15 protein-coding genes and 1 pseudogene are annotated in these 18411 nt (G+C 47.1%); 11 read left to right on the top strand and 5 right to left on the bottom strand.

All coding sequences use genetic code 11. The annotated features are described in order from the left end of the window. Nucleotides 1-151: 151 nt before the first annotated feature. The gene (locus MLD66_RS13140) at nucleotides 152-1483 is read right to left on the bottom strand and encodes a dihydroorotase (RefSeq protein ID WP_247218587.1); all 1332 of its coding nucleotides are present in this window, start codon (nucleotides 1481-1483) and stop codon (nucleotides 152-154) included. A 68-nt stretch (nucleotides 1484-1551) separates the two neighbouring features. Here MLD66_RS13140 and MLD66_RS13135 point away from each other — a divergent pair, with 68 nt between their 5' ends. From MLD66_RS13135 to MLD66_RS13125, 3 genes are all read left to right on the top strand, one after another. Then, complete coding sequence (locus MLD66_RS13135) at nucleotides 1552-2061, top strand: TIGR04376 family protein (protein WP_247218585.1); 510 nt, start codon at nucleotides 1552-1554, stop codon at nucleotides 2059-2061. 5 nt (nucleotides 2062-2066) lie between these two features. Next, nucleotides 2067-2963 carry a MazG family protein gene (locus tag MLD66_RS13130; protein WP_247218584.1) on the top strand — a complete coding sequence of 299 codons (897 nt, stop codon included), beginning with the start codon at nucleotides 2067-2069 and terminating at the stop codon, nucleotides 2961-2963. A 273-nt stretch (nucleotides 2964-3236) separates the two neighbouring features. Then, nucleotides 3237-3905, top strand: a complete 669-nt coding sequence (locus MLD66_RS13125) for a Coq4 family protein (RefSeq protein WP_247218582.1) — start codon at nucleotides 3237-3239, stop codon at nucleotides 3903-3905. A gap of 87 nt (nucleotides 3906-3992) precedes the next feature. Here the strand turns inward: MLD66_RS13125 and pth are convergent, their stop codons facing one another. Both pth and MLD66_RS13115 read right to left on the bottom strand, forming a co-directional pair. After that, nucleotides 3993-4562, bottom strand: coding sequence for an aminoacyl-tRNA hydrolase (gene pth, locus MLD66_RS13120; protein WP_247218581.1), 570 nt, complete (start codon nucleotides 4560-4562; stop codon nucleotides 3993-3995). Nucleotides 4563-4574: 12 nt separating this feature from the next. After that, nucleotides 4575-7826: pseudogene (locus MLD66_RS13115) on the bottom strand (LAGLIDADG family homing endonuclease); the annotation flags it as partial. 200 nt (nucleotides 7827-8026) lie between these two features. Here MLD66_RS13115 and MLD66_RS13110 point away from each other — a divergent pair. The 5 genes from MLD66_RS13110 (at nucleotide 8027) to MLD66_RS13090 (ending at nucleotide 11113) form a co-directional block, all read left to right on the top strand. Then, nucleotides 8027-8230, top strand: coding sequence for a hypothetical protein (locus MLD66_RS13110; RefSeq protein WP_247218578.1), 204 nt, complete (start codon nucleotides 8027-8029; stop codon nucleotides 8228-8230). A 60-nt stretch (nucleotides 8231-8290) separates the two neighbouring features. Further along, the gene (locus tag MLD66_RS13105) at nucleotides 8291-8932 is read left to right on the top strand and encodes a DUF3318 domain-containing protein (RefSeq protein WP_247218576.1); all 642 of its coding nucleotides are present in this window, start codon (nucleotides 8291-8293) and stop codon (nucleotides 8930-8932) included. A 104-nt stretch (nucleotides 8933-9036) separates the two neighbouring features. After that, nucleotides 9037-9780, top strand: coding sequence for a response regulator transcription factor (locus tag MLD66_RS13100; RefSeq protein ID WP_247218574.1), 744 nt, complete (start codon nucleotides 9037-9039; stop codon nucleotides 9778-9780). A 47-nt stretch (nucleotides 9781-9827) separates the two neighbouring features. After that, a complete protein-coding gene (locus MLD66_RS13095; RefSeq protein ID WP_247218572.1) occupies nucleotides 9828-10388 on the top strand; it encodes a photosystem I assembly protein Ycf4 in 561 nt (186 codons plus the stop codon). Next, the gene (locus tag MLD66_RS13090) at nucleotides 10388-11113 is read left to right on the top strand and encodes a peptidylprolyl isomerase (RefSeq protein WP_281438474.1); all 726 of its coding nucleotides are present in this window, start codon (nucleotides 10388-10390) and stop codon (nucleotides 11111-11113) included. Before MLD66_RS13095 ends, MLD66_RS13090 begins: the two co-directional genes overlap by 1 nt. A 221-nt stretch (nucleotides 11114-11334) precedes the next feature. On the opposite strand, the gene MLD66_RS13085 is transcribed toward MLD66_RS13090, so the two are convergent. Beyond that, nucleotides 11335-11595 (bottom strand): hypothetical protein, encoded by a 261-nt coding sequence (locus MLD66_RS13085; RefSeq protein ID WP_247218570.1) that lies wholly within the window; start codon nucleotides 11593-11595, stop codon nucleotides 11335-11337. A gap of 519 nt (nucleotides 11596-12114) precedes the next feature. On the opposite strand from MLD66_RS13085, the gene MLD66_RS13080 reads away from it, so the two are divergent. Genes MLD66_RS13080 through MLD66_RS13070 form a run of 3 tightly spaced genes read left to right on the top strand, consistent with a single transcriptional unit; the run spans nucleotide 12115 to nucleotide 14515 of the window. After that, nucleotides 12115-12594: a helix-turn-helix domain-containing protein gene (locus tag MLD66_RS13080; protein WP_247218568.1), complete on the top strand. Its 480-nt coding sequence runs from the start codon at nucleotides 12115-12117 to the stop codon at nucleotides 12592-12594. Next, the gene (locus MLD66_RS13075) at nucleotides 12558-13718 is read left to right on the top strand and encodes a transposase family protein (RefSeq protein ID WP_281438634.1); all 1161 of its coding nucleotides are present in this window, start codon (nucleotides 12558-12560) and stop codon (nucleotides 13716-13718) included. Before MLD66_RS13080 ends, MLD66_RS13075 begins: the two co-directional genes overlap by 37 nt. 2 nt (nucleotides 13719-13720) lie before the next feature. Then, the gene (locus tag MLD66_RS13070) at nucleotides 13721-14515 is read left to right on the top strand and encodes a TniB family NTP-binding protein (RefSeq protein WP_247218564.1); all 795 of its coding nucleotides are present in this window, start codon (nucleotides 13721-13723) and stop codon (nucleotides 14513-14515) included. A gap of 628 nt (nucleotides 14516-15143) precedes the next feature. On the opposite strand, the gene MLD66_RS13065 is transcribed toward MLD66_RS13070, so the two are convergent. Then, complete coding sequence (locus MLD66_RS13065; protein ID WP_247218562.1) at nucleotides 15144-18410, bottom strand: helicase-related protein; 3267 nt, start codon at nucleotides 18408-18410, stop codon at nucleotides 15144-15146. Between the last annotated feature and the right edge of the window lies 1 nt (nucleotide 18411).

Genomic DNA, 18411 nt, shown 5'->3' with positions numbered 1-18411 from the left:
ATTAGCCAATAAAACTATAGTAATCCTAAATAAAAATGGAATAGGGGTCGCAGGGGCACCGTCCCCGTCCAAGAAGCACCTGCGGTGTATGGTTCTGGGAAATCTCTGTTCACTTCTGTTCACTAATCAAGTAGGATTGCTATACCTGCAATTAATCAGATAAAAACTGCAATGCTGTGCCTCGAACTTCCTCATTAAATTGCCCTTGATAATAAACAATCCGCCCCCCCACAATCGTCACCTGCGGCCAACCTGTGAGTACCCAATTTTCAAAGGGACTCCACCCACACTTAGTTTGCAAATCCGCTCGCCGCACGGGATATTCCTGTTCCAAATCTACTAGAACTAAATCCGCATCATAGCCAGGGGCAATCCGTCCCTTGTTGGGAATTTTATAGGCTTCTGCCACCTTGGTAGATAACCACTGGGTCACTTGTTTGAGGGTGCATTTCCCTTGTTTCATTTGGGTCAGCATCAGGGGCAAAAGGGTTTCCACCCCCGGCATTCCTGAGGGAGATTGGGGATAGGGCTGGGCTTTTTCTGCTAACGTATGGGGGGCGTGATCCGTTGCCATAAAATCAATCAATCCCTCCTGCAATCCCTGCCATAGTACCTGATTGTCATGGGCGGTACGGAGGGGTGGATTCATCTGAGCAAGCGTGCCTAATTCTTGATAGGCAGAACGATTCAGGAGCAAATGTTGTGGGGTCACTTCTGCGGTGATCCAAGGCTGTTTGTGTAGGCGTAAAAATTCCACTTCTAAAGCGGTGGACAAATGCAAAATATGTAATCTGCGGCGATATTTAATCGCAAGATTGACGGCTAATTCTGTCGCCTGGAGGGCAGCAATATCATCCTGAATTTCCGAATGAATATCCGGGATATGATACTGGGTCGCAAATTGCTGGCGGCGTTGGGTGATCCGTTGTTGATTTTCCGCATGAACCGCAATTAAACGGGTACCCTGGGCGAAGATTTGTTCTAAATAATCGGGATCATCCATGAGCAGGTCGCCGTGCATTGAACCCATGAAAATTTTGATCCCACAAACGGGGTGTACCTGATTGAGTTCCGTGAGATTGTACCGGGTTGCTCCCACAAAAAAACCATAATTTACCAAGGATTTCTGGGCGGCTCGATGCAATTTGTCATCAAGAGTTATCTGATTGGTAGTCAATGGGCGAGTATTGGGCATTTCTAAAAAAGAGGTTACCCCTCCCTTGGCGCAGGCATGACTGGCAGTCCAAAAATCCTCTTTATGCTCTAAACCCGGTTCCCGAAAATGTACTTGGGGGTCAATAACTCCTGGTAATAGAACCCAACCCTGAGCGTCTAAAATATGTTCATATTCACGGCGATGATCCTCAGTGGTAATGGCTGTAATTTTACCCCCTTGAATCCCCAGGTTATAGGGGCGTAATATGCCATCTTCCCCTAATAATTGGGCTTGGTGTATCCACAGATTGTTATCGGTGTTAAACATCGGATAACCTAGAACAGAGTGCAGTCAAACCGTTAAACTATACTTATTATCCTATGGTGAGGGCATCTATGGGTTGGTGGGATGAATTGGAGGCTTCTTTAACAGCCAAATTAGATGATTTTTTGCGGGCGCACCCGGATTTAGCGGCGGAGATGGAACAGGACACCCTCGCCGAACAGGAAACCCAGACCCGCCAACTCCTCCAACAATTGCAGGGGGAAACCCAAACATTGGAGCAAAAAATTCTGGCAACGGGCGAGCAAATTCGGCTGTGGCATGAACGGTTGGCACTGGCGGAACGAGCAGGACGGCAGGATTTGATCCATGCGGCGAAAATGCGCCAGGGGATATTGATGACCCAGGGCAACCAATATTGGGCAGAACTAACCGTTGCCAAAAAACGGATTCAACAGTTGCAGGCGTTACTGACGCAAATTCAATCCAAACGTCAACAGGTTCAGCCCCCAACCGATAGCTCCTCCGGCTACCAGACACCCGATAGGGTAGAAAAGGAGTTTAGAAATTTAGAATTGGAAAGGGAATTTGAACAATTAAAACGGGATATGGGACGCAAATGAACGGTTTGAATTTACTGTCAATTGATCACTGGCAACCGGGGCAAGAACTGCGATTACCTGCCCTTTTTTTACACATTCAAAATGCTCAAGAATTAGATACAATTTTGCACGATTGCGCTCCTACCCAACCCCTGACGATTTTTAATTCTCAAACCATCATTTTTACTGGGGAAAAATCCCAATTATCTCACCAGGAATTTACCTATCCCCTTCACCTTTATCTTGGTGATCCGGTGGGAGAACGCTGTCGGCAATTGGTGGATATTGTTGCCCAACTGCGCCATCCTCAAACCGGTTGTCCCTGGGATTTAGCCCAAACCCCAACCAGTTTAACCCCCTATATCATCGAAGAAGCCTACGAAGTCGTCCACGCCATCGGTACTGGGCAGTCCGCCGCCATCCAAGAAGAATTGGGAGATTTACTTTTGCAGGTGGTACTCCAATCACAAATCGCACAAGAAATGGGTGAATTTTCCCTAGCAGAAGTTGCCGCTAGTATCAGTGAAAAATTGATCCGTCGTCATCCCCACGTATTTGGTGAATTAGTAGTGGCAGATGTGGCGGTGGTGCGTCAAAATTGGGAAGCGATTAAGCAACAGGAACAGGGGCATTCGCTTACTGAAAAACTTCATCATTATATGGCGACATTCCCGGCTCTGATTGCCGCTGGTAAAATCTATCAAAAACTGCATCTCCAAGACCCAGAACACCTGAACCTCTCTATCAATTCCCAGACCCTCAATGAGCAATTCCAGGCATTTTTAGCCCAACCGGATCAGGAACATTTGGGGCGATTATTATTTATGCTCGCCGCCTGGGGAACTGCCCATCACCTAGACCCGAATCTGGCTTTATCAATAATGAATCAATCTATAGTAGAACAGCATAACTTGAAGGTATAGCCTATTACAGCCTTTTAAGTGGTTACGGGATAGGGCTGTAAACCCACTTGTTCTCACTTCATTCAAGTCAAGTCTTAGAAAAAAAAATTGTATCCTTTCATTTATAGCTAGGTAGGTTAAGGTTGTCGCCTTAAGATTCTGGGAAACCAATGTGGGGCTACGCCCAGCGACCCATATCATGTCAACCTTGGTATGTTTAGCTACATGAACAGACTGTATCAGCTTAAGCAAACTTTTTGATACGATAAATAGGTGGCTTAAGAGGCAATGATCATGGCTTGGGTGAATCTTGAACAACAACTCGGTTATATTAGTGCCTTAAAAGGAGTGGTGTCTCTTCTCGAAGACCCGGCTCACACCCAGTCTGTGTATGATATCGAAGATGGGCTACGGGATACCCAAGCGACTCGACTATCTGTTGAATTTGTTCAATCCTTACCGGGGGTGGCTGAGTTGATTCGTGATCGCTATTTACCGCCGAAGGTTGACGTCGAAGCCCTCCAAAAATTGCCTGTCGGTTCCTTGGGGCGTACCTATGCGGATTACATTATTTCTTCAGGATTTGACCCAAATTTCTATCGCCTGATTCCCGTCAAAGACGACACCAATTATGTGTTGTTACGAATGCGGCAAACCCATGATATTTGGCATATCGTCACAGGTTTTCATACGGATGTGCCAGGGGAATTAGGATTGAAAGCATTTGAACTGGCGCAAACCCGTCGCACTATGGCTGTAATACTGATTACTGGCGGTCTCATCAGTACCCTGTTCAAGGCTCCCCAGGATTTAGAGACCCTGCTTGAACACCTTGCCCGTGGATACCGTCTGGGACGTCAAGCGAAACCACTGCTGGCTGAACGATGGGAAGACCACTGGGAGAAACCCTTAGCGGATTGGCGGGTAGAATTGGGGTTAGAACAAGCGGCAAACGTTCCATGAAATACCCTACCGTTGCCAACCCATACAGGCTATGCAGAACTAAGCCTAGAAGTAATAGGCTTGCAACCTAGTTTTTAGCATGATTCTTCATTCAATATTCCAAGCATTACACTCATTCATAGCGTAGTCTAAACCCTGTTTTCTTCCTAGTTCAATCACCCGCACTGCCTGGTCTAAAATGCTAGGTAATTTTTCTTTTTGTTCACTATTAAACGCTTCTAAAACGTAGTGGGCACTCTCTCCCTCTACTGGGCGACCAATGCCGATGCGTAAGCGGGGAAATTCCTGGGTGCCTAAATGTTGAATAATGGATTTCATGCCGTTGTGACCCCCGGCGGAACCCTGTTTTCGTAAGCGCAATTTGCCAAAGGGTAAATCTAAATCGTCATAAATTACCAATACATAACGGGGCATGATTTTGAACCAATGGCAGACCGCCTGCACCGCCTGTCCCGAATGGTTCATATAGGTATTCGGCTTCAGCAAAATCACTTCGTTACCTTGGGCAATCCACCCGTGCAATTTACTTTTTTCCTGCCAAGCAATACTCCATCTTTTGGCGAGTCTATCGACAGCCATAAAACCAACGTTGTGACGGGTAAACGCATATTTACTCCCCGGATTACCCAGACCAACGATCAACTGAAAAGAGGACATGAAATTAGCAATTTAACCCGGGGGTTGGGCAGGTAATTCGCAGGTCACGCCTTCGCAGGCGGCAACTTGGGGAACCAATTGCAAATCCGGCTGGTCATAGCGACGTAACAATGCCCCAAAATCAGCCAATTTCCGTCGTTGTAAAACCTCTTGAACTAACTGCTCATACCGTTCTTTGCTAATCGGTTCAAACGGCAGACGGGGAAAAGTTTGCAGGGCATCAAACCGGGATAATAATGCTGCACTAATATACCCCTCATCCCGTTGAATGGCTTGGTAAATGCGGTCGGCTAATGCCTCGATTTCATACTCCCGAAATTCAATTGTCGCCGAGGTATTGTGGGTGGTGTAATTCCGTTGGACATTCATATAAAAATCAAATTGCGCCAAGGCATTGAACCGACTAATATCTATGCCCGCTTCGTCGGCAATATCCGCCCAGGAAACCGCCACCGGAATTTCCACCAACCATTCATTACAGCGGGGATCAAAGGGGTCATTGAGCAAATTGCCCTGGTCATCCTTATCCGATTGTCCCGGCACCACCGAGTACCCATAATCCATACAGGCTAGGGCGACCGGGTCATTTTTGGCAAACGTAATGCGGCGAATGTACCGCTGGGCTTTTGGGGGATGCCAACCGGGAGAGGCATTGGTGAGTAAACTTTTGGTGTTGTGGGATTTCAACGCCCCTTGCCAGTACCAGGAATCATCATCATCTATGCCCGATACCGCAAAGTCATAACTGTAATCAGGGGTGGTTTCCCACTCAATATCAACGATGCGATAGGGATGAAAGACAAATTGACGCTTGGGTTCTGGTAATGGACACAACTGACATTTACGACTATGGGTATTGAGATAAGCTAAAGCTTCCGGTTGTGACCACATAGGACTAAGGGATAAGCCCCACATATCCTTTTGATATTGGAAGTTCTCCCCCTGGATGTTGTGATAAATACTAAAGCATAAACCAACTGCTTCGGCAACCTGTTGTAAATTGCGAATAAAGGTTTCATTCGAAGAATCAATGCACAGAGAACCTGTTGACCGTACACAGCCATCAGTATCAATCAAGCCGCAGAAAAACGCCAAAATTGTCTCTCGGGAAGACTTACGAATTGCTAGGGGAATCCGTTCTAAATCTTTGCTATTAGGTTTCTGTAATTGATTCAACTTCAGCCAATCAAACAGTTGTTTAGAAGCAAAAACCAATTCACTTCTTGTGCCACCATTACGAGCGTCATAGCTAATGGTTCCACCAATACCAAACTGCCTTTGGGCAATCCCCTGTAAACGCTCCACCAAGTCTAATTCTTTGGCATTAAACGCAAACCGTACCCGATCCTTACATTCACTAATCGCACCATCACCAAACAAGCAACCTAAAAAATAACCCAATTCAGGATTCAAAGTGGTAGGTGTCGTGATTTCTGCGGTCAGTACCCCTCGCCCATGTCCTAAAAATTCTTTCCGACCCGCACGGGTATATTGAGCCAAATTGAGGCTGATCAGTGGGGCATCTTCCCTATGGCGATATTCACCCAAAGAATAATCAATTTCCATGCCAATTTTTAGCTGATCGGCTCTGACCCATTGAGCGGCAATCGAGAGGCGATGATTGGGGGTCATTCGCAAAACCCGACCATTTTTCAGGGTGACTCGCACCAGCGGTAGCGGTGGATTGGCAATAGCCGTATCCGTCGGAATCCCATGACGTACCGTCAACCCTAAACCTCGACTTTCCCCACTGCCAGGTTCCACAATTTCATCCGCATAAAGTAAGCCCTGATCAAAAATGCGTAACGCCGTGCGATCCAAACATCCTGCCGGTTGCACCGTTGTACAACGATTGGGTCGCCGCAGACCATGCCGGTCACAATAATCCCACACCACCCGATGCACCACATCCCGCCAAAATTGCAAATAATCCGTTTCTTTTTGCCGCAAAATTAAACCCAATTCACTCTTCGGTCGATCCGCCGCCCACCACTGCAACCATTCCTTACCAAAGGCGTGTACAAAAAAGTCAAACAACCCGGTAAAAGACACCCCCACAATCGGGTCAAGTTCACGGGAATACTGGAATCTCGGTTCAACAAATCGGTGATTGAGCAGTGCCGCTACCGATAAAGCTCCGGCGGTAAATGCCCTTTCCTGCTCCTCAAAGTTATGGGGATCAATTTGATTCAGGTGAATTTCTGCTAAATTACACTGCCCCGTCAATGTCCCACCAAAAACCCCCTTATGAACTTCCAATTCATGGAAACAATAGGTGTCATGGAAACCAGGTAATAATTCCACCTTGCGAATCGTTTGCCATTTCCCTTTCGTGGGTGGTTGATGTCCCTGGGTCGTGTCCACTTGCTGGCAGGGAATCCCTTGGCAATCCGTGATTTGTAAATACCATAAATCCTGATGCCGCCGACCCAAATTGGTGGTTGTTCCCGCCTTAGCACAGAGATTGATGGAGGAACGAATCCCACATTTTAGCAGGAGCAAATAAATTCGATAGGCTCGGTCGTAATTCGATAGATAAAGCCGTACCCCACCACTAGGAGTTGCTGTCCCATCCGCATCAATGAATCCAGCGACAAAATGCAAAATCGCCTCACGATTCCACTGGGCTAAAGACTCCAAAGCCGTAGGGTCATACTTCAGTTGTCGCACCCATTCTGGGTTAAATGCTTCCGCAAATCCGGTGTAACGCAAACATGGAGTGGTCTGATTTTCAGTATAGTAACTAACCTGTCCTGATGAGCGACTGGCAATAGTCAAAGCACGATAACTTTTAGCACCGTATAAACGCAATTGTAATTGAGGTTGACCGTGAGATTGCCAGAGGGAACCATCGCCTACCAGTTGCCCCAACGTGTATGCCCAAATGGGGTCAACAAATTCCCCGTCCCTGTAATCAATACAAAAAGGTTCCGTATGCAGTTGGTAGCCGCCCGATTCCAGATAGTTTTGAATCTCTTGGGTCGTCATTTCCAAGTAATCTTTGCCAAAACGATGGCGTACAAAAAAGCGATGGTAGTCCGTCACATCCAACCAAGTACCATCCCCGAAATGCACTCGATACAATTGCCGTTCTCGCCCAGTTAATAGGGGTACAACTGCACTCCATCGCCGCCCATTCCAAACTTCAACAACTTGCCCCACTAAAGACTGAATCGAACCCAAACCACTACGAGTAATTAACAGCGTATTTCCCGCCACACAATGGAAATCTGCACCCAATATTTCCCCGCATGGATTCAGCCCATAGCGGCTCATGCGGTGGTCGAGTTCCGCTTCGATAGCCGGGTCGGTAGTCTGGGGCGGACGTTCAGGCGCTTGGGTCATGGGGGACTCACGCAACGACAGAGAGGGATTCCTTAGCTATCATATACCCCAACCTCACCTGCGATATAATCGCAACTGGGACAGGGACATCACCAGGCATCTAACGCTCAGTTTCGTCTATGCCAACCTTAAGAATTGTACTCAATGACCAGGTACTGCCCCCCGAATCGGTCTGCCAAAACTGCCCCCTTGCCCATCACACGGGTGCTCCCCGTTGGTTGAGCGGTCGGTTGGGGTGTGGTCATCCCGCCCAGCGGGGCGAAGCTCAGGAACCCCTTGCCTTTGAATGTGCGATGGGATTTCGGGTGGTGGCACTCCGGTAACGCCCTAATTTGCCTATAGTTGTAAATAGTCATGAGTTAACCATTAGGAACGTACGGTTCATGCCTGCCTACACTGCCACTGCGGATGCCTACCAAGGGGAATTTCGCCGCCTGCAAGGGCTCCTACCCGGGGAAATGCGGGGTTGGGTGACGATTGTGGCTTCCACCGCCATGAATCCCCCCGTGATCACTACCGAAGAGGTGGATAAGGATCAGGTGGAGGTGCAAATTGACCCGGTGCGCTGGGAACAGTTGGCTTTGGATCAAAGAAATTTGCTGTTTTGGCATGAGGTCGCCCGCATCCAGAGCGATACCCTGCCCAAGGAGGGGTGGGAAATGGCTGCTCTGGCGATTGGCTTGGGAGGCACAGTGGGGGAACTGTGGGTGCAAGATACGCTCCTGCTGTTGCTGTCTCTGGGCTTGACCGGGTTTGCGGGGTATCGGTTATGGCGGCGCAACCAAAAACAAAACGCCCTGAAACTTGCCATCAAAGCTGATGAACGGGCGATTCAACTGGCGACCCAGTACGGCTACACCCTGCCGAATGCCTACAAGAGCCTGGGCAGTGCCCTGAAACTGTTGGCGGAACAAACCCCCGATAAAGCCCGTCGCCGCCGCTATGAAGCTCGCCTCGATGCCCTCAAACGCAGTGCCCAACGGGCGAAACAGGCTAGCCGTAGCCGCTCCCAAACTGAATCCTAGGTACTTGTACCAAAAACTGGCTTGACAAACGTTTATAATGGAAATGAGCATTACGCTTTGTTGCGTATTGTGTTATAAAATGCCGTTTTTTTAACTGATGTTATATGCCCCGGATTCTCGTTATTGATGATGATGCCGCCATCACCGAATTGGTCAGGGTGAATCTGGAACTAGCCGGTTACGACGTGAGCGAAGCCAGTGATGGGGTGAAGGGGCAGGCTTTGGCGGTGCAACTCCTACCGGATTTGATCATGTTGGATTTGATGTTGCCCCGGGTGGATGGGTTGACCCTCTGCCAGCGGTTGCGGCGGGATGAACGGACGGGGGACATTCCCATTTTGATGCTCACGGCTCTGAGCCAGACCCAGGACAAGGTAGAGGGTTTTAATGCCGGAGCGGACGATTATCTCACCAAACCCTTTGAGGTGCAGGAGATGTTGGCACGGGTGCGGGCGTTACTGCGGCGCTCTGACCGGGTACCCCAGGCGAACCACGGGGAAATTCTCAGCTATGGACCTTTGACCCTGATCCCGGAACGGTTTGAGGCGGTGTGGTTCAATCAAACCGTGAAACTCACCCACCTGGAATTTGACCTCCTGCATTGTTTGCTCCAACGGCATGGTCAGACCGTTTCTCCCAGCGACATTTTGCGGGAAGTTTGGGGCTATGACCCCAACGATGACATTGAAACCATCCGGGTTCACGTACGGCATTTACGCACGAAGTTGGAACCCGACCCCCGCCATCCCCAGTACATCAAGACGGTTTATGGGGCAGGTTATTGTTTAGAATTGCCCGCTCTGGATAATGTTGCTCCAGCGAGTCGGAATGAGATGGCGGCTTCCTAGACCGGGGCTGGTACCATAGAACAAGCTGGATCAATCTTGGCAGGTCTATGACCACGGAAACCACAACGGCAGAATGCTATATTGACCGGGTGCAGGGTACCCGTCGTTTGAGTAACTACTGGTGGGCAGTGGTGGTAGGTTTGGGGGGCGTGGGGTTTTTGCTGGCGGGCATTTCCAGCTATACCCACGTGAATTTGCTCCCCTTTGCCGACCCAACCCAGTTGATTTTTATTCCCCAAGGGATTGTCATGGGTGCCTACGGGGTGGCGGGAATTGGCTTAAGTCTATTTCTCTGGTTGCTGATCTGGTGGGATGTGGGGGGTGGTTACAATGAGTACAATAAACGAACCAATCAGGTGAAAATTTTCCGCTGGGGTTGGCCGGGGAAAGACCGGCGGGTGGAATTGATCTACCCCCTCGACGAGGTGCAAGGGATTCGGGTGGATGTGAAGGATGGGTTTAACCCGAAGCGGGCATTGTACTTACGTCTGCGGGGGAAACGGGATATTCCCTTGACCCAGGTGGGGCGACCTTTGGCTCTGTCCGAGTTGGAGGATCAGGCGGCCCGGCTGGCACGGTTTTTAGGCGTACCGGTGGAGGGGTTGTGATGGGGCGTTGGTTGTTTGCGGGTTTAATGCTATTGTGCTTAATGGGTTGTCAAGCCAATGCGGACAGCCTGACCAGCGCACCAACTAAGGAGGGAACCATCGCCATGAGCAGTACCAATTGCAATATCCCACCGGAATTGGTGCAACCCCTGCAGGGCTATCCCTGTTTGAATGGCAAAGCGACGGTGGACATGGTGGTCAACGGGCAAACCATCACCCTGGAGGTGAATGGGGAGGATGCGCCGGTGACAGCGGGGAATTTCGTGGATTTGGTACAGCGGGGCTTTTACAATAATTTGACCTTCCATCGGGTGGTGCGGGAACCTCAGCCGTTTGTAGTGCAGGGGGGCGACCCCAAGGGCAATGGGACGGGGGGTTTTGTTGACCCACAGACCCAGCGGGAGCGGGTGATTCCTTTGGAAATCAAGCCGGTGGATGGTCAGCAAGCAGTCTATGGGCGCACGTTCCCGGAGCAAAACATCCGGCAAGCTCCTAAACTCAGGCACAATCGGGGGGCACTGGCGATGGCACGGTCGCAAAATCCCAATTCCGCTTCGTCCCAGTTTTACATTACCCTGGCGGAAACCAGTTTTTTGGATGGGAATTATGCGGTGTTTGGCTATGTCACCAAGGGCATGGAAGTGGTGGATAAAATTAAACAAGGGGACCGGATCACCAGTGCTACTGTAACAAAAGGACTAGAGAATCTCACCACCATTAAGTGAGTTTATTTGAACCAGCCGAACATCATCTCGCTACCCATAGCAATCCTAAATGAAAATGAAATAGGGGTCGCAGGGGGTATCTCCCGTCTTTGGTTTTCAATAGTATGTGTATTTGAGCGAGATAACCTTCAATCGGTTCCAATAATTGTAATTTCGGCAATTTCATCGGTGGTAGGGGGTTCTCGCTGATGTTGTAACCATGACTTCCCCATGCCCGCTATTCATAAATCTTCCCGTTCCGGGTCAATTTTAATTTTACTCAACTGGACGATATAACACTGTGCCGCCCCCAGAGCGAATCCCAATCCTGCCCCAATCACCACAAAATACCGCCGATGTAAGCGATGGTAAAATTCACTCTCAAATCGGAGCCGGTTGAAATCCTTTTGACCAACATGGGAAACGGCTAGGGCGAACATCCCCCCCAATAGGCTCGTCAACACTCCGGCGGCAATTACACTTTGAATTTTTACCCTTTTCATCCCTGTTACAACTGGATATTTTTATATTGATTATTTTCGCTACTTTTTGCCACCCATCGCCCAAAAGTTACGATATTTTTCGTTTTGTGATCCAGGCATGGCAATTACTGACACCGAAGACGGTGAGCCGATTCAGACTCATATCACGATCACATTTGATTTGTGAGGAAAGATTTACATTTACAAAGCCAAGGGTCGCAGGGCACTACCCCCGTCCAAGAAGCACCTGCGGTGTATGGTTCTGGGAAATCTCTGTTCACTAATCAAGTAGGATGGCTATAGGATGGCTGTACAATCTCAAATTGTTTGACGTGATCTCAAATTAGCTGTCACCGGAAGTAAAGTTCCTAAAATGCAACGTCCATCGGGGATAGAGGGTTTTGGGTATTCTGTTGTGGAAGACTCTCCCCCCCATCAACAATCTCAAATTAGCTGACATATTCCGAAATTGTCTCACTTTGGATGTCACCATCCTTGTTCTCATTTCGCTAAAATAGCGTATGTGTTTTATAGAGTTATATGGACAATACCTCAGAGCCACAAGTTAACCAAGAACTTCTCGATGCCCTCTTGCGCCTGATGGAGCCGTGTGACAAGGTTACCTACGGACAAAGGCTCCGGGAGACAGCCGAGCGGTTGGGGAAGTCGGTTCGGACTGTCCAACGATGGATGCAACGCTGGCAAAACGACGGTCTTGATGGGTTTGTATCAATACATCGTGCGGATAAAGGTCAATTTCGCCTCGCCAAGGAGTGGCAGGAGTTCATCCTCAAGACGTTTCAGCAAGGGAATCGGGGGGGTAAGAAAATGACACCCCAGCAAGTCTATGTGCAAGTCAAACTCAAGGCTCAGCAGGCGCAACTGAAACCCCCAAGCCGAGCCTCGGTCTATCGCTTCCTGGCTCCTGTATATGAAGCAAAAAAGGTAAAAAATTCCATTTCCCAGGGTGGCAGGGGGAGCGACTGGCTCTCAAAACCAGGGATGGCAAAGAATTACTAATTGAGTACAGTAACCAAGTTTGGCAGTGTGACCATACCCAGGTGGATGTTCTGCTGGTTGATAGTGAAGGCAAGTTGCTTGGTCGCCCTTGGTTGACCACCATCATTGATAGTTATTCCCGGTGCATCATGGGGTTTCACCTTGGATTTGATGCGCCTAGCTCGACGGTTGTGGCACTGGCTCTCCGCCATGCGATTTTGCCGAAATGCTATGGACATGGCTACGGACTCCATTGTGAGTGGGGTACTTTTGGCAGACCTCAATATCTGTACACCGACGGGGGCAAAGACTTTCGCTCCCAGCACCTTGAACACATCGGGGTCCAACTCGGATTCACCTGTTACTTACGCAGGCAACCCTCAGATGGGGGACTGGTGGAACGACCGTTCAAGACCTTGAATACGCAACTTTTTTCTACTTTGCCCGGCTACACCGGTTCTAATGTGCAGGAGCGTCCCAAAGAAGCAGAGAAGGAGGCTACTTTGATGCTCACCGATTTGGAGCGGTTGTTGGTGCGCTATGTGGTGGACAACTACAACCAATCCCTGGATGCGCGCATGGGTGACCAAACCCGCTACCAGCGGTGGGAGTCAGGGCTACCCGCAGTGCCGGATTTACCGACCGAGCGGGAGTTGGATGTGTGCTTGATGAAATCCACCCAGCGGCGTGTGCAACGGGGGGGTTGTATCCAGTTCGAGAACTTCATCTACAAGGGGGAACGCTTGAGCGGTTATGAAGGGACGCAAGTGAGCCTACGGTACCAACCGACCGACATCACTACGGTTTGGGTGTACCGTCTGGAGCAGGGGAAGGAAGTCTTTGTGACCCAAGCCCATGCCCAAGGGTTGGAGGGAGCGAAAATATCCCTCTACGAGGCAAAAGCGGCACAGCAACGACTGAGGGAACAACAAAAGAGCTTAAGTAATGCGGCTATTTTGGCAGAAGTGGAGCGTCGTCAACAGGAAGTGGTGAACACGAAAAAGGCACGGCGTAAGCAAGCCCAGGCGGATATTGGAGGTACATGGGATGAGCCTCAACCCACCATTACAGCCGATGAATTAGCGCCAGAGAATCCTATAGAGATACCCCCTGTAAAAGTATGGAATTTAGATGGAGAAATTTAGGTATGACTACTACCCTAACACTTGATATTGAGCAGGAGATTAAGCGACTAAAAGCGTCTCAAATTGTTGAATTAGACCAGGTACGTTCCTTGCATACTTGGTTAGACCTTCAACGCATCAGTCGTCAACCGGGTCGGATTGTGGGGGAGTCCCGTACCGGCAAATCGTGTGGTGTCAAAAGTTATTTAATGGAGCATCCGTCTCAACAAGTTTCGGGTTCAGTGCTTAGATTCCCAGTAGTGTTGGTGGAAGTGCCTCAAGATTGTGGTGCAAAGCAACTTTATACTCTGATTATCGAATCTTTGCAATTTAAGATTACCAAAGGAACCATTGAGGATTTACGGCGGCGGGTCTATCGACTTCTTAAAGACTGCCAAGTGGAAATGTTGATAATTGATGAGGCGGATCGAATCAAGCCCAAGACTTTTGCAGATGTGCGAGACATTTACGATAAGTTGAATATTGCTGTAATTTTGGTGGGGACAGAACGCCTCACTACTGTAATTAATCGAGATGAACAGGTCAAAAACCGCTTTTTAGCTTATTTTCAGATGGGGGTAATTCACTCGGAACAGTTTGGGCAGACAGTAGCAATTTGGGAGCGAGATATTCTCCGATTACCTGTACCTTCAAATCTAACAAACAAATCAGCGTTAAAACTTTTGCGGGAAAAAACACGGGGCTACATTGGGATACTGGATATGATTTTGCGACAGGCGGCGATTGTTGCGTTAAGTAAAGGGAAGTTCAAGATTGACCTGGAAACGCTTAAAGAAGTTATGGCGGGGTATGATTAGTGGAAATACAGCCTTGGTTGTATCAAATTGAACCCTATCCAGGTGAGAGTTTGAGCCATTACTTGGGACGGTTTCGCCGTGCAAATTATCTCACTATTTCTGCCTTGGGAACGGCAAGTGGTTTGGGGGGTATGTTCATCAAACGATTAGAACATTTTTATCTCAATCCCTTTCCCACAGCAAAGCAAATCGCAGATTTAGCCGGGTACATGGGGATAAGTCCAGAGGCGGTGCTAGGGATGTTGCCCCCTTGTGGTGTCCCTATCAAGTTGGAACCATCCCGTTTATGTGCGGCGTGTTACGCCGAGGCTCCATACCACCGATTGGCGTGGCAATATAAGCAAACGTCAGGGTGTGAAAAACATCGGTTGCGGCTCTTATCCGAGTGTCCGAAGTGTAAAAAAAGATTTGGAATTCCAGCCCTTTGGACTGGATACTGCGACCGGTGTGGTATCACGTTCGAGTCCATGCAAATAATGCAAAAAAGTTTTTAGTTATTTACAATGAATAAAACTGAAAGTTACCTTTTTAGGTCTGAAAATCAGATTCCTATGTTAGCAATTAGAGCCAATCTGGGGCATATTCTCAGTAGCTATGAATTGATACAAATGCCTGGGTAGTTTAACTTTCATTCAAACCATTCATAGCAGACTAATTGAACATCCTCTTTTGTGATAAATTCTGACATGGTTGGCTCTGAGTCTAATAAATCTTGTCCAATTTCATTTTCTATAAAATACTCGTCTAGCCGATTGCTTAGCCAATTGATGTCATCCCTATGATTGGTACGATAATCTTCCCAAATCTGTTTTATATCCGGTTCATAGACTCGCAAGTTTTCAGAAGTGGTGATAATTCTGAAAACACGTTCTTTTTGCTCTTGATCTGTTTCATCTTGAAATGAATTATTTGCTTCCAAAGCAAGAGCAATTTGCTGAAGAACTTTTGAGAGTTTCGGTTTGATTCGTTGCATACCGGCTTGTTTACGGAAGTCATTTATTACATTCTGAATGGCACCCTCAAGAATCGTAAAAATTTCTTTGTTAAAAGGAACAGGGGGAAGGTTTTCTGGATCGGGGTAATCACTTTCAGTACATTGAAGCATTTTGAAAATACGCCGTTTATCAGTAATTATCTGCGAACCAAATTGCTGACGGTCAGTGACGATATTGCCATCAATACGGGGGTAGAAATACCAAGCAGTACGTCCTTTGGCTTGAAATGCTAAAAAAACCCCTTCTCTACCATCACGAGTGCTGTGGATTCCCATGGGAATCTCTTCAATCAATGCACTCCCTCTTTGGTTCAAAAATTCCGCGAGCGGTAGGCGCATTTCATCTAAAGAAATTAATTCTGAAATTCCTTCTAGCTCCTCAAGAATAATGGCTTTTTCCGCATCTGTGTCTGCCTGCTTTAGTTTCCTCAATTCTTCTAGGGAGCGTTCAGAAATGGCTTCGCCTAACACACTTCCATCGAGTCCTACTTCCCGGTCAATTGTGGCAATTCGTTGTTGTAATCTTTCAACTAATCCCAATAGTTTTTCTAGTCCTTCTTCAGGAAAGCAATTGTAAATGTAAAGCGTTTCAAAAGTAGTACCAATTCGGTCTATACGTCCTGCTCTCTGAATCATACGAACTGGGTTCCAATGCAAATCATAGTTAACTAATACCCCGGCATCCTGAAGATTTTGCCCTTCAGATAACACATCCGTACAGATTAAAATATCAATTGGATTGGCTAAACACTCTTGAGTTTCTTCATCGCTTTTACAATTAGAATGAGGAGAAAATCGTTTAACTTTATCTGCCCGTTCCTTTCCTTTAGTGTCCCCAGTGATTAAATCAATTTTCGGAGAACCCATATTTTGTAGCCACAGTTTATCTGTGATTAGTTCATTATACAAATATTTTGCCGTATCTTTGAAATAACTGAAAATAATGATTTTTTGTCTTTGGAGTTGATTTGTTAGCAGGTTTTTGAAAGATTCTAATTTTTTATCATTCGCTCCTAAGCCCTGTGCGAACCCCTGGCGAATTTGTGTGAGTGTATTGGTAATATTTTCCAATGTAGTAAAATCATGATGAATTTGTTTTTGTAGTTCACTGATATTATATTCTTTGGGGTCAACAGGTTGTAGGCTCTCGATTAGCGCATTTAGATCAACAATTTCCTGTTCATCAATTTCGGCGGTGAGTATTTTGCGAAATGTCCGAGTATCCAATAGTTTACCACTACTTAAACACTCATTAAACTCTGTCTGAAATTTGCGTTGGTTCTCAATACTATTTTGAAATGCAGTTAATGAACTTTCCAAGCGTTTTAACCAAAGCGTTTTCATCAATGCTACCAGAGCCTCATTACGCTTCATCTGTGCTTGTTCTTCTGAATTTAGTTTTAACTTAAATGAGTTGATATTGTAAGGAGCTAAATGGAGTTGATCAATTTGCTCTGCAAGGCGAGCATATAGTCCGGCATAATTCTCTTCAAAATTATAGGTGAACTTTTCGAGTTGTCTTTGTGGAAATCGCACTTCTTTGCCATCGATGACTACGGGTTCACCAGCCTTTTGCCTTTTGATAACATCCAGTCGAGAACGGCGTACCATGCCCAGAAATAACAGTTCTGTAATTTCAATTTGACCTCGGTTCAAAGCCTTAAAAAAGCTGGTGAGATTACTAATCCCCCATTCTCGGTAATAGTTGGGATTATTTCTAGCCATCAGCATAAATTGATGGTACAAATCAAAAATGCTATTGTTAATCGGAGTGGCGGTGAGTAGTATAACTTTTTTATCTCGTTTACCACTGGCAAGTATCTTTTGCAGGTTGTTGTAACGATTTGTGCCAGAGTTACGGAAGTTGTGGGATTCATCAACGACAATAATATCGTGCTTCGTGTAGTTTCTAATTTCAAAGCCTGTCCGAGCAATTTCTTCTTGGGAAACAATATCGGCTTTAATGCCAAATTCATCAAGTTTTTTACGCCAGACTAAATCTCGTAGTTGGGCGGGACAGATAACCAAAGCACGGGGTACATGACCAGGTCGCCGATCTTGTGTCAAGTAATACTCCATAAGGCGCAAGGCAATGTAGGTTTTACCCAGCCCCACCGCATCGGCAATCATACAAGCGTGATGGCGGTTAATCAGGCGGACGGCTTGTTCAAAACCCTGTTGTTGAAAGTTTGCCAGTTCTAATGTGGTACGGTTATGTTCATCAATCGTAGTTTCTTCTTTGAATAGTTCATAAAGGGCTTTGACAAAAACTTGATAGGGGGTGTAAGCTCGGCTACCAAATTTAGATGCTTCTAAAATGTTAATTAGTTTCTGTTTATATTCCGTATCCACACTCTCATGATTCCAAAATTTGGCAAACCAGTTATTTCTCAGGTCTCTGGCAATGGCACTCTGTTTTATCAAAACATTAAGTTCTGTATTACCTTCTAGTCCTGAAGGGGTAAAGTTGCTGGAGCCAATAATACTATAATCATCAAAAATATAGGCTTTAGCATGAAGAAAAGATGCTGTTGTATTCTCTTTACCACCATAGAGACGCACCTCAACAGTTTCCCTACTGAGGTAGGCAATAAGACGGTCTATTTGCTCTTTGTATGCAAGATTAAACTCAGTCTGTTCTAGTTGAGTCTGTATATCCTTTTGAAACACTTTTTGTAAGTTGATGTAACTGCGTTCGGCGGGTTGGATGCTGGGGTCACGCCCAATCAAAAGTCGTAGATGCGTAAGACGGTTGAGAGGATGTTCTAATTTCACCCAGGCTTCGATACGGAAAAATCCGGTGGCGATGTCGAGGGTCGTTTGTTCTTGCGTTTGGATGAGTTCTCGGAGGATCGCTTCGAGGGTGTGCTGGGTGTTGTCAATATAGTCCGGTAAGGGCATC

Origin of the sequence: Synechococcus sp. C9, from assembly GCF_022984075.1 — a bacterium.
GTDB lineage: Bacteria > Cyanobacteriota > Cyanobacteriia > Gloeomargaritales > Gloeomargaritaceae > Gloeomargarita.
Note: the sequence above shows the minus strand (reverse complement) of the source record. Positions and strands in the feature narration are given on the sequence as shown.